This window comes from Streptomyces mayteni (assembly GCF_054783955.1).
Map to the genome: position 1 here is coordinate 26,692 of NZ_BAAGPR010000015.1, position 11,926 is coordinate 38,617.

Annotated in this window: 12 protein-coding genes; 7 read left to right on the plus strand and 5 right to left on the minus strand. The window is 73.2% G+C overall.

Features of this window, described 5'->3' with window-relative positions; all coding sequences use genetic code 11:
* Nucleotides 1–41 precede the first annotated feature (41 nt).
* Entirely contained in the window at nt 42–629 is a 588-nt protein-coding gene (locus ACYVPE_RS09830) for a hypothetical protein (RefSeq protein ID WP_461033076.1), read from the minus strand.
* Nucleotides 630–789: 160 nt separating this feature from the next.
* Between ACYVPE_RS09830 and ACYVPE_RS09835 the strand changes: the two genes are divergently transcribed.
* Nucleotides 790–1,308, plus strand: a complete 519-nt coding sequence (locus ACYVPE_RS09835; protein WP_461033077.1) for a methylated-DNA--[protein]-cysteine S-methyltransferase — start codon at nt 790–792, stop codon at nt 1,306–1,308.
* A gap of 60 nt (nt 1,309–1,368) precedes the next feature.
* Here the strand turns inward: ACYVPE_RS09835 and ACYVPE_RS09840 are convergent, their stop codons facing one another.
* From ACYVPE_RS09840 to ACYVPE_RS09850, 3 genes are all read right to left on the minus strand, one after another.
* Nucleotides 1,369–2,211 (minus strand): S-methyl-5'-thioadenosine phosphorylase, encoded by an 843-nt coding sequence (locus tag ACYVPE_RS09840; RefSeq protein ID WP_461033078.1) that lies wholly within the window; start codon nt 2,209–2,211, stop codon nt 1,369–1,371.
* A complete protein-coding gene (locus ACYVPE_RS09845) occupies nt 2,208–2,597 on the minus strand; it encodes an FmdB family zinc ribbon protein (RefSeq protein ID WP_461033079.1) in 390 nt (129 codons plus the stop codon). The genes ACYVPE_RS09840 and ACYVPE_RS09845 overlap by 4 nt, the downstream gene beginning before the upstream one ends.
* 94 nt (nt 2,598–2,691) lie before the next feature.
* Entirely contained in the window at nt 2,692–4,227 is a 1,536-nt protein-coding gene (locus ACYVPE_RS09850; RefSeq protein ID WP_461033149.1) for a potassium/proton antiporter, read from the minus strand.
* 235 nt (nt 4,228–4,462) lie between these two features.
* Here ACYVPE_RS09850 and ACYVPE_RS09855 point away from each other — a divergent pair, with 235 nt between their 5' ends.
* The gene (locus ACYVPE_RS09855; RefSeq protein ID WP_461033080.1) at nt 4,463–7,243 is read left to right on the plus strand and encodes a penicillin acylase family protein; all 2,781 of its coding nucleotides are present in this window, start codon (nt 4,463–4,465) and stop codon (nt 7,241–7,243) included.
* Between the two features lie 72 nt (nt 7,244–7,315).
* Here the strand turns inward: ACYVPE_RS09855 and ACYVPE_RS09860 are convergent, their stop codons facing one another.
* Entirely contained in the window at nt 7,316–7,936 is a 621-nt protein-coding gene (locus ACYVPE_RS09860; protein WP_461033081.1) for a 5-formyltetrahydrofolate cyclo-ligase, read from the minus strand.
* A gap of 152 nt (nt 7,937–8,088) precedes the next feature.
* On the opposite strand from ACYVPE_RS09860, the gene galU reads away from it, so the two are divergent.
* Genes galU through ACYVPE_RS09885 form a run of 5 tightly spaced genes read left to right on the plus strand, consistent with a single transcriptional unit; the run spans nt 8,089 to nt 11,912 of the window.
* On the plus strand, nt 8,089–9,000 hold the full coding sequence (gene galU, locus ACYVPE_RS09865) for a UTP--glucose-1-phosphate uridylyltransferase GalU (protein ID WP_461033082.1): 912 nt from the start codon (nt 8,089–8,091) through the stop codon (nt 8,998–9,000).
* Between the two features lie 13 nt (nt 9,001–9,013).
* Nucleotides 9,014–10,288 (plus strand): molybdotransferase-like divisome protein Glp, encoded by a 1,275-nt coding sequence (glp, locus tag ACYVPE_RS09870; RefSeq protein WP_461033083.1) that lies wholly within the window; start codon nt 9,014–9,016, stop codon nt 10,286–10,288.
* A 33-nt stretch (nt 10,289–10,321) separates the two neighbouring features.
* The gene (moaC, locus tag ACYVPE_RS09875) at nt 10,322–10,801 is read left to right on the plus strand and encodes a cyclic pyranopterin monophosphate synthase MoaC (protein ID WP_461033084.1); all 480 of its coding nucleotides are present in this window, start codon (nt 10,322–10,324) and stop codon (nt 10,799–10,801) included.
* The gene (locus ACYVPE_RS09880; RefSeq protein WP_461033085.1) at nt 10,798–11,292 is read left to right on the plus strand and encodes a MogA/MoaB family molybdenum cofactor biosynthesis protein; all 495 of its coding nucleotides are present in this window, start codon (nt 10,798–10,800) and stop codon (nt 11,290–11,292) included. The genes moaC and ACYVPE_RS09880 overlap by 4 nt, the downstream gene beginning before the upstream one ends.
* On the plus strand, nt 11,289–11,912 hold the full coding sequence (locus ACYVPE_RS09885) for a GNAT family N-acetyltransferase (RefSeq protein WP_461033086.1): 624 nt from the start codon (nt 11,289–11,291) through the stop codon (nt 11,910–11,912). Before ACYVPE_RS09880 ends, ACYVPE_RS09885 begins: the two co-directional genes overlap by 4 nt.
* Nucleotides 11,913–11,926: the final 14 nt, after the last annotated feature.

Consider the following 11,926-nt stretch of genomic DNA (forward strand, 5'->3'; position numbering starts at 1 on the left):
GGAGCCTGTCCAGTCGGATGCCCCCTCGGCGGTAATAGGACTCACCATCGGACGATCACCAGTTCGGCCTGGGCGGCCGCGCCCGCCAGCTTCGCCGCCGTGTCAGGGGAGACCGTGAGCACCACCAGGGCGCCCTGGCCCGCGCCGCCGTGTTCGGGCGCCGCGGCCCCGCCGCCCGGCACCTCGGCCACCAGCGCCCGCCGGGCGACGACCCGGGCCGCGCCCTTGGCGTCGGCGGCCAGCACGTCCACCCGGTCTCCTGGCCCGAGCAGCCCGACCGCCGCCGCATCGGCGATCCGGACCGGGGCCGCCACCCGCTCCGCCGGATCTCGCTCGACGGGGCCGGGCGCGGGGCCCTCCCTGGCCCCGCTCGCCGCCTCGGCCTCAGCGGCGGCCCCCGCTTCCGCCGGCTCCCGCGACCAGGGCAGGGCGAGAGCCAGCACGGCCGACGCGAGCGCCAGCGACAGCGCGACCGGCCGGCGCCGGCGCCGCAGCGCCCGGCGCAGCCGGTGCCGGCCGCCCCTGGGCCGCACGGGCGCGAACTCGGGCACGGCCTGACCGCCGAGGGCCGGCAGCGAGGTCGCGGGCTGGGTGGTGGTCGAACGGGGCGGAGCCTGAAGTGAGTTCATGCGCCCAGCGTGATCCGCCACGACGCATCCCGCTCAAGCCTGTGGACAACCCGACGCCTGTGGATAACCTCGTCACCCCAGAGGGTGAAAGCCGGAGCGGCCGGCGTCCATGTCCGAAATCCGCCAGCACACGCGGCCGGCAGGCCCGAGAGTGGGTCGGGTGTCGATCAGCTTCCTGCCCCTGGCCCCCGGGTCCCACCCGCACCACACCGTCATCCCGTCCCCACTCGGCGAGCTGCTGCTCCGCGGCGACGCCGAGGGCGTCCTCAGCAGGATCGACCTGCTGGCCGACCGCCGCCCCGAGCCGGAGTCGACCCCCGCCCCGGCCGCGTTCCGCGACGTCGCCGACCAGCTCACCGCGTACTTCGCCGGCGGCCGCACCCGGTTCGAGCTGCGGATCGCCACCGGCGGCACGCCGTTCCAGCGCACCGTCTGGGAGCGGCTGGTCACCATCCCCTACGGCACGACGCTGAGCTACGGGGAGCTGGCCAGGGAGCTTGGCCGCCCCACCGCGGCCCGCGCGGTCGGCGCGGCCAACGGCGCCAACCCGGTGCCGATCATCGTGCCGTGCCACCGGGTGCTGGCCGCCTCGGGCGACCTGACCGGCTTCGGCCTCGGCGGAGTGGCCCGCAAGCGGCTGCTGCTGTCCCTGGAGTCCGGCCAGCGGACGGCGTTCTGACAACGCCCGCCCACCCGGCCAGGGACCGACCGCCCAACCACGGACCGCCAGTCCCGGCGGCTACGCCGGAAGCTCGATCCCCGGGTCCTGGCCGGCCAGGGCCGCCCCGCAGTCGCAGTCGCGGGCGTCGCCCGCCGGCAGGCCGGCCACCACGTCGAAGAGGACGTCCCGCAGCCGGTCCACGTTCTGCGCGAAGACCGCGAGCACCTCGGCGTGCGAGACCCCCTCGCCGGCCTCGGCGCCCGCGTCCAGGTCGGTGACCAGCGCGAGCGACGTGTAGCAGAGCTCCAGCTCACGGGCGAGCGCCGCCTCCGGGTGGCCGGTCATGCCGACCACCGACCAGCCCTGCGCCGCGTGCCAGCGCGACTCGGCCCGGGTGGAGAAGCGCGGGCCCTCGATGACGCACATCGCGCCGCCGTCGACGGCCTCCCAGCCGCGCCCCGCGGCGGCGGCGAGCGCCGCCTTCCGCCCGGCCGGGCAGTACGGGTCGGCCAGCGAGACGTGCACGACCTTGGGCCGCGCGCCGTCCGGCCGCGGCTCGCCGTCGAAGAAGGTGTTGACCCGGCTCCTGGTGCGGTCCACGAGCTGGTCGGGGATCAGCAGCGTGCCGGGGCCGTACTCCGGCCGCAGCCCGCCCACGGCGCACGGGCCGAGCACCTGGCGCGCGCCCAGGGCGCGCAGCGCCCACAGGTTCGCGCGGTAGTTGATGCGGTGCGGCGGGAGGCGGTGATCGCGCCCGTGCCGGGGCAGGAACGCCACCTCGCGCCCCCCGACGGTGCCGACGAACAGCGAGTCGCTCGGCGCGCCGTACGGGGTGTCGACCGTGACCTCGGTCACGTCGTCGAGGAACGAGTAGAAACCGGAGCCGCTGATGACCCCGATCTCGGCCCGCGGGCCCGTCATGCGGCGGACGCGGTGCTGCCGGCGCTCTTCGACGAGCCGGCCGAGGAGGACGCGGCGGACGACGAGGACGAGCCGCCCGAGGAGGACGACGACGAGGACGAGGACGACGAGTCGGAGCCCGAACCACCGCTCTTCTCGGCCTTGCCACCCTTGTCAGCCGGCTTGTCCGACTTGGCGGACGACGACGCCGGGCTGCTGGACGACGAGGCGCTGCGGCTGTCGTTGCGATAGAAGCCGGAGCCCTTGAACACGATGCCGACCGCTGAGAACACCTTCTTCAGCCGCCCCTGGCAGCTGGGGCACACCGTCAGTGCGTCGTCGGTGAACTTCTGCACCACTTCGAGGCCCTCGCGGCACTCGGTGCACTGATACTGATAAGTCGGCACGAACTCCTCCTGGCACTCATGGTCATGGAGTGCTAACGACGGTCCATCGTGCAACATTCCGGGGTCCGAAGTCCACTGGCGCCCCCACGGCCGCTCACGCCGCGGACGGCCCGGCCTCCGGGTGGAGCCAGCCGGCCAGCTTGCCGCCCCGCCCCACCGCGACCAGCCGCCGCTCCACCGCCTCGCGCACCTCGTCCGTCGTCACCACGAGCAGTTCGTCGCCCCGGCGCAGCACCGTGGTGGGCCCGGGGACGAAGCTGGCGCCGTCCCTGACCACCAGCGTGACCGCCGCCTGCGGCGGGAGCCGCAGCTCCGCGACCTCCACGCCGTGCATCCGCGACGCCGCCGGGATCGACACCGAGAGCAGGTGCCCGCGCAGCCGGTCGAGCGGGGCGGACTCGATGTCCACGTCGACCGTCTTCTCGCCCTCCCCGATCCGCAGCCGCCGCGCCAGCCAGGGCAGCGTCGGGCCCTGGGCCAGCGTGTAGACGACCACCAGCACGAACACGATGCTGAAGATCCGGTCGCTGTCCGGCGCGTGCGCCACCACCGGGATGATCGCCAGCACGATGGGCACCGCGCCCCGCAGCCCCGCCCAGGACAGCAGCGCCTGTTCCCGCCAGGGCCGGCGGAACGGCGTCAGGCAGAGCACCACGGAGAGCGGCCTGGCCACGAAGGTGAGCACCCCGCCGATGATCAGCGCCGGGCCCACGTCGTTCCACAGCGCGTCCGGGTCGACCAGCAGCCCGAGCAGCACGAAGAGGCCGATCTGGGCGACCCAGGCCACCGCGTCCGCGAACCCCCTGGTGGCCGGCCGGTGCGGCAGCGCCGCGTTGCCGAGCACCAGGGAGGCCAGGTAGACGGCGAGGAAGCCGCTGCCGTGGAGCAGCGCGGCGGCGGCGTAGGCGAGCACGGCGAACGCGAGCACGGCGATCGGGTAGAGGCCGGAGGCGGGCAGCGCGATCCCGCGGAGCGCCAGCGCCCCGAGGCGGCCGATGAGCAGTCCGACGGCCAGGCCGACGGCGAGCTCGAAGGCCATCTCGAGCAGCAGCACGTACCAGCCGGATTCGCCGTAGTGCTCGGAGAAGGCCACCACCAGGATGACGACCGGGGCGTCGTTGAAGCCGGACTCCGCCTCGAGCGCCCCGGTGAGCCGGCGGGGCAGCGGCACCCGGCGGAGCACCGAGAACACGGCGGCGGCGTCGGTCGAGGAGACGACGGCCCCCATGATCAGCGCGGCCTGCCAGGAGAGCCCGACGAGGAAGTGGGCGGCGAGCGCCGTGACCGTGACGCTGACGGCGACGCCCACCGTGGCGAGGACGGCCGCGGTGGAGAGCGCCGGCCTGACGTCGTGCCAGCGGGTACCGAGCCCGCCCTCCGCGAGGATGACGACCAGCGCCGCGTACCCGAGCACCTGGGTGAGTTCGACGTCGTGGAACTCGACGCCCAGGCCGTCCTTCCCCAGCGCCACCCCGATCGCCAGGTAGAGCAGCAGCGAGGGGAGCCCGCTGCGCGAGGTCAGCCGGACCGCGGCGACCGCCACCAGCAGGACGAGGGAGAAGCCGAGCAGCAGCTCGTTGAGGCGGTCGACAGTCAGTGCCTGGGCCCTCGCTTTTCCGATCCGTGCCAGCTCGTTCTCGGGTCACCGCGTTCTCGCGCGCGTCGCGCTCGCGGGTCACCACGTTCTCGCGTCACCACGTCGCGAGCCGGGTGCACCCTACAGCGACACCAAATCGTCAGCTTTGCACCGAATTTACCATCATATGAACGCGGCGGCCCGGGCTGCTGACTCCCCGTAGGCTCACCTCAGTGGCCGTATGTCTATGGTTGCTTCCCATCGCTCAGCTGCCCTGTGAAGGACAGACATGCCCGCCAAGAAGCCCAGGCGACGCGGTCGTCTGCTCGTGATCGCGCTCTGCATGCTGCTCGTGGCCGGTGTCGGCTACGGCGCCTACTGGAGCATCAGCACCGTGCGGGCGTCCTACCCGCAGACGTCGGGGGAGATCGCGATCGAAGGACTGACCTCCGAGGTCACCGTCGTGCGCGACGCCAACGGCATACCGCAGCTGTACGCGGACACCCCGGAGGACCTGTTCCGCGCCCAGGGTTACGTCCAGGCGCAGGACCGTTTCTACGAGATGGACGTGCGCCGGCACATGACGGCCGGCCGCCTCTCCGAGATGTTCGGCGCCGACCAGCTGGAGACGGACGCCTTCCTGCGCACCCTCGGCTGGCACGAGGTGGCCCAGCAGGAGTGGGACGAGCAGCTGTCCGACGAGACCAAGGACTATCTGGAGGCGTACACGGCGGGCGTCAACGCCTACCTGGCGGAGCGCGACGGCGCCGAGCTCTCGGTGGAGTACGCGGCGCTCGGCCTCGTCAACGACTACCAGCCCGAGCCCTGGGAGCCGGTGGACTCGGTGGCCTGGTTGAAGGCGATGGCCTGGGACCTGCGCGGGAACATGCAGGAGGAGATCGACCGCGCCCTGCTGGCCCAGCGCCTCGAACCCGAGCAGGTCGAGGAGCTGTACCCGGCCTACCCCTACGACCGGAACGCCCCGATCGTCACGGAGAACGCCAGCGACCTGGCCGACGCCGAGAACTTCACGCCCGTCGAGGACGGCACGGGCACCGGCACGGGCACCGGCACCGGCACCGGGGTCGACGGCGGCACGGGTACCGAGGTTGACGGCGGCACCGGCGTCGAGGACGCCTACGGCGAGGTGTCGACGCAGCTCGGCGCCCTCACCCGCACGCTGGACGAGATCCCCAGCCTGCTCGGCCCGGACGGCAGCGGCATCGGCTCCAACTCCTGGGTGGTCTCCGGCGCCTACACGACCACCGGCATGCCGCTGCTGGCCAACGACCCGCACCTCGCGCCCTCGCTGCCCGGCATCTGGTACCAGATGGGCCTGCACTGCAACGAGCTGAGCGCCGAATGTCCGTTCGACGTCAGCGGCTTCACGTTCTCCGGGATGCCGGGCGTCGTCATCGGCCACAACCAGAACATCTCCTGGGGCCTGACCAACCTCGGCGCCGACGTGACCGACCTGCGCCTCGAGAAGCTCACCAACGGCAACCACGTGATCGACGGCCGCGAGGAGCCGTACGAGTCCCGCACCGAGGAGCTTCGCGTCGCCGGTGGCGAGACCCGCGAGATCACGGTCAGAACCGTCAACGGCCGCCCCGTCATCTCCGACCGCGACGAGCAGCTGGCCGGCGTCGGCGAGAGCGCCCCGGTCGACACCGCGGCCCCCGACCGCGGCGAGGGCTACGCCGTCTCACTCGACTGGACCGCCCTCACCCCCTCCCGCACCATGGACGCCGTCTTCGGCCTCAACGCGGCGACCGACTGGGACGAGTTCCGGGCCGCCGCCGCGGACTTCGCCGTCCCCTCGCAGAACCTGATCTACGCCGACACTTCAGGCAACATCGGCTACCAGGCGCCCGGCGCCATCCCGATCCGCAACGAGGGCGACGGCCGCTACCCGGCGCCCGGCTGGGACTCGTCCTACGACTGGGCGGAGGACTTCATCCCGTTCGATCAGCTGCCCTCTGAGTTCAACCCGGAGCGCGGCTACATCGTCACCGCCAACCAGGCCGTGATAGACGAGGACGCCTACCCGTACGCCCTCACCGACGACTGGAGCTACGGCACCCGCAGCCAGCGGATCACCGACCTGATCGAGGAGACCATCAGCGACGGCGGCCGGATCTCGATGGGCGACATGCAGTCCATCCAGCTGGACAACAGCAACGAGATGGCCCGCAACCTGGTGCCCTACCTGCTGGACGTCGAGATCTCCGACCCCTACGTCCGCGAGGCCCAGGAGCTGCTGGTCGGCTGGGACTTCAGCCAGGACGCCGACTCGCCTGGCGCCGCCTACTACAACGCCGTCTGGCGCAACCTGCTGCAGCTCGCGTTCGGCAACAAGCTCCCCAAGGAGCTGCGCGTCGAGGGCCAGTGCCTCCTGGTGCGGCCGGCCGACGAGTCGCAGCCGATCGAGGACCTCGACGGCGGCACCCGGCTGGTCAACGAGTGCGGCGAGCGCTCCCCCGCGACCGCGCAGCCGGACGGCGGCGACCGCTGGTTCGAGGTCGTCGGCAGCCTGCTCGAGGACCCGGAGAACGAGTGGTGGCGGACGCCCGCCAGCCGCACCCAGAGCGCCACGGAGAACCGCGACGAGCTGCTCGGCCGCGCCATGCGGGACGCCCGCTGGGAGCTGACCGCCGAGCTCGGCAAGGACATCGACACCTGGAGCTGGGGCCGGCTGCACCGGCTGATGCTCAACAACCAGACCCTCGGCACCGAGGGCCCTGGCCCGGTCCAGTGGCTGCTGAACCGGGGCCCGTGGAACCTGTCGGGCGGCTCGGACGCGGTGGACGCCAGCGGCTGGAACGCGGCCGGCGGCTACGACATCACCTGGGTGCCGTCGATGCGGATGATCGTCAGCCTCGACAACTTCGACGAGTCCCAGTGGATCAACCTGTCGGGCGCCTCGGGCCACGCCTTCCACCCCAACTACACCGACCAGACCGAGCTCTGGGCCGACGGCGAGTACCTGCCCTGGGCCTACGGCGCGGAGGCGGTGCAGGAGGGGGCCGAGAACACGCTGACCCTGCGGCCGGCGAACACCGGCGGGTGACGGCGGCGCGGCGGGCCGGGTGACGGGCCGGGTGAGGGGCCGGGTGTGAACGGATCAGCCCAGGTGAACGGTTCAGTCGAGCGGGGTGAAGCGGTGCGCGCCCTCCGGCGTGACGGCCGCCTGCACGGGCCGGTCGTGCCGCTCCCACGGCACCGCGTCCACCAGCTCGTGGCCGTAGACGAGCACCACGAGCGCCGGCCGCGCGCCGGCGGCGGTGATCCGGGCCAGCACCCGGTCGTAGCTGCCGCCGCCGCGGCCCATCCGCACCCCGCGCCCGTCGACGGCCAGGCCGGGCAGCAGCACGACGTCCGCCTCGGTCACCGCATCCCGGCCGAGGCGGCGGCCGCCCGGCTGCAACAGCCGGATCCGGCCGGCGTGCTCCGCCTCGACGAGCCGGCCGGCGCCCTCGTACTCCGCCCAGTCCAGGTCGTCGTCGGCGAGCAGCACCGGCAGCAGCACCCGCACCCCGCGGGCCCGCAGCGTGGCCAGCAGCTCGGCGGTGCCCGGCTCGTGACCGACCGACACGTACGCCGCGACGGTGCGCGCCTCGGCCAGCTCCGGCAGTTCGAGGGCGCGCTCGGCCAGCTGGTGCGCCGCCTGCGCGACCTCGTCGTCCGCCATGGCGGCGCGCACCGCCAGCAGGTCGCGCCTGACCTCACGCTTCTGCGCCGCGATCTCCGCGCTGTCTCCCATCGGCTCCCGCCCACTCGCCCTTCACAAGTCTCCGCGACCGTACCCAATCAGTCCCATTCACACGCATTCAGCGGTAATGCAAAACTGCTCATAACGTGACGTTCATCTATAAAGTGCTCGGTCCGGGCACACTAGATGGATAAGGTGACCGCATGACGTCACCACGCCCCCGACTCAGCAAGGCCGTCATCCCCGTCGCTGGGCTCGGCACCCGCTTTCTCCCCGCCACCAAGGCCACGCCCAAGGAGATGCTGCCGGTCGTGGACCAGCCGGCGATCCAGTACGTGGTGGAGGAGGCGACGGCCGCCGGCCTCACCGACGTGCTCATGATCACGGGGCGGAACAAGCGCCCGGTCGAGGACCACTTCGACCGCAACTACGAGCTGGAGGACGCGCTCCGCCGCAAGGGCGACGAGGAGCGGCTCTCCCGCGTGCAGGCCTCCACCGAGCTGGCCACCCTGCACTACGTACGCCAGGGCGACCCCAAGGGCCTCGGCCACGCGGTGGCCTGCGCGGCGCCGCACGTCGGCGACCAGCCGTTCGCCGTCCTCCTCGGCGACGACCTGATCGACCCGCGCGACCCGCTGCTCACCACCATGATCGAGGTCCAGGCCGAGCGCGGCGGCAGCGTGATCGCGCTGATGGAGGTCGACCCCGAGCAGATCCACCTCTACGGCTGCGCCGCCGTCGCCCCCGTCACCGACGGCGTCATGCGGGTCACGGGCCTGGTCGAGAAGCCGAACAACGAGGACGCCCCGAGCAACTACGCGGTCATCGGCCGGTACGTCTTCGGCCCCGGCGTCTTCGAGGTGCTCGCCAAGACCCCGCCCGGGCGCGGCGGCGAGATCCAGCTCACCGACGCCCTGCAGACGATGACCGCGGAGGACACCCCGGGTGGCCCGGTGCACGGCGTCGTCTTCAAGGGCCGCCGCTACGACACCGGCGACCGCGCCGACTACCTGCGCTCCATCGTCCGGCTCGCCTGCGAACGCCCCGACCTCGGGCCCGAGTTCCGCGCCTGGCTGCGCACCTACGTGGCCGAGGAGATGCCGGCGGTTGACTGACACACTGTCCGCCATGTGGTCAGTCGACGAACATCTGGCGGACGTCCTGCGCGCGGTGCGGCCGCTCGCCCCCATCGAGCTGCCGCTGCTCGACGCCGTCGGGTGCGTGCTCACCGAGGACGTCACGGTACCGGCCGCGCTGCCGCCGTTCGACAACAGCTCGATGGACGGCTACGCGGTGCGGCTCGCCGACGTGGAGGGCGCCACCGAGGAGTTCCCCGCCGTGCTGGGCGTCGTCGGCGACATCGCGGCGGGCAGCGGCAACCTGCCCACGGTGGGCCCAGGGCAGGCCGCCAGGATCATGACCGGCGCCCCCGTCCCGCCCGGCGCCCAGGCCGTGGTGCCCGTCGAGTGGACGGACGGCGGGGCCGGTGGCGGCCCGGCCGAGGCCATGACCTCGGCCCCGCACGGACCCGAGGTCCGGGTCCACCGGCCGGCCGCGGCCGGCCAGCACATCCGCCGCCGCGGCAGCGACGCGGTGGCCGGCACGCTGGCGCTGGCCGCGGGCACCGTGCTCGGCCCGCCCCAGGTCGGTCTCCTGGCGGCACTCGGCCGCGCGGCCGTGCCGGTCCACCCGCGGCCGCGGGTCGTCGTCCTCTCCACCGGCAGCGAGTTGACGCCCCCTGGCGAGCCGCTCGAGCCCGGCCGGATCCACGACTCCAACAGCTTCTCGCTCACCGCCGCCGCCCAGGCCGCCGGCGCCGTCGCCTACCGGGTGGCCGCCGTCGCCGACGACGCGGCCACGCTGCGCGCCGTCCTCGACGACCAGTTGGTGCGGGCCGACCTCGTCGTCACCAGCGGCGGTGTCAGTGTCGGCGCCTACGATGTGGTCAAGGAGGCGCTGGAGCGGGAGTCCGGGATCGAGTTCCGCCGGCTCGCCATGCAGCCGGGCAAGCCGCAGGGGTTCGGCCTGCTCGGCCCGAGCGGGGTCCCGCTGTTCGCCCTCCCCGGCAATCCGGTCAGCTCCTACGTCTCCTTCGAGTTGTTCGTCAGGCCCGCGCTCCGCGCCATGGCAGGACTGGCGCCCGACGCGCTGCACCGGCCCCGGGTCCAGGCCCGGCTGGTTACGCCAGGACCGCTCTCCTCGCCGCCCGGCCGCCGGCAGTTCCTGCGCGGCGTCCACACCCCGCCGGCCGCCGGCGAACACCTCGGCACGGTCACCCCGATCGGCGGCGCGAGCTCCCACCTGCTGGCCGCCCTGGCCCGCGCCGACTCGCTGGTCGAGATCCCCGAGCAGGTGACCGAGGTCGCCCCGGGGGCCGAGCTGACGGTGGTGCTGCTCGGCTAGGGCCTCTTCCGCGGGGGAGTACCGTAGCTGCTCATGAGCGCCCCTCATCTCACCCACATCGACGCCCAAGGCGCCGCCCGAATGGTCGACGTGTCAGGCAAGGCCGTCACCGCGCGCACCGCCCGGGCCACCGGGCGGGTGCTGGTGTCGCCCGAGGTCGTCGGGCTGCTGCGGGACGGCGGCGTGCCCAAGGGCGACGCGCTCGCCACCGCCAGGATCGCCGGGATCATGGGCGCCAAGCGCACCCCCGAGCTGATCCCGCTCTGCCACCCGCTGGCGATCTCCGGCGTCCAGGTCGAACTCGGCGTCGCCGACGACGCCGTGGAGATCGCCGCCACGGTGCGCACCAGCGACCGCACGGGCGTGGAGATGGAGGCGCTGACGGCGGTGAGCGTCGCCGCGCTCACCGTCGTGGACATGGTCAAGGCCGTGGACAAGGCCGCCGTCATCACCGACATCAGGGTCGAGGAAAAGACCGGCGGCGCCTCGGGCGACTGGAGCCGCCCCCGATGACGACCGCGCCCACCCCCTACCGGGCCCTCGCCGTCACCGCCTCGAACCGCGCGGCCGCCGGCGTCTACTCCGACACCACGGGCCCGCTGCTGGTCGAGGCCCTGGCCGAACTCGACTTCGCCGTCGAGGGCCCGGTCGTCGTCCCGGACGGCGAGCCCGTAGAGGCCGCCCTGCGCGAGGCCGTGACCGCCGGCTACGACGTCGTGCTGACCACCGGCGGCACCGGCCTCAGCCCGACCGACCGCACCCCCGAGATGACAAGGGCGGTGCTCGACCGCGAGATCCCCGGCATCCCCGAGGCCATCCGCGCCGCCGGCCAGGCCAAGGTGCCGACGGCCGCGCTCTCCCGCGGCCTGGCCGGCGTCGCCGGCCGCACCCTGATCGTCAACCTGCCGGGCTCGCCCGGCGGGGTGCGGGACGGCCTGGCCGTGCTGCGCCCGCTGCTGCGGCACGCCGTCGACCAGCTGCGCGGCGGCGACCACCAGAGATGAACTTCCACTCCTGGCCCGTCGAACTGGTCGACGAACATGTCGGCCTGAGGCCCATTCGGCAGCGCGACCACCGCGCCTGGCGCGAGATCAACCAGCGCAACCGCGACTGGCTGCGCCCCTGGGAAGCCACCATCCCGCCCCCGCCGCCCGGCCATGTGCCGCCGCGCCGGCCGACGTTCCGGCAGATGGTCCGTCATCTCCGCAACGAGGCCCAGTCCGGCCGGATGCTGCCGTTCGTCGTCACCCATCGGGGGCGTCTGGTGGGGCAGTTGACGGTGGCCGGCATCACCTGGGGCTCCATGTGTTCCGGCCATATCGGCTACTGGATCGACCGCGCGGCCGCCGGCCGCGGCATCATGCCGACCGCCGTGGCACTGGCCGCCGACCACTGTTTCCTCGGTCTCGGACTCCACCGCGTCGAGATCTGCATTCGGCCGGAGAACGTCCCGAGCCGGCGCGTGGTGGAGAAACTCGGCTTCCGCGAGGAGGGCCTGCGCCCCCGCTATCTGCACATCGACGGCGCCTGGCGCGACCACCTCGTCTTCGCCCTCACGGCCGAGGAGGCCCCCGAGGGCCTGCTGACCCGCTGGCACGAGGCGCAGCGAACTCCCCAGAAATAAAACAGGTATTCGAA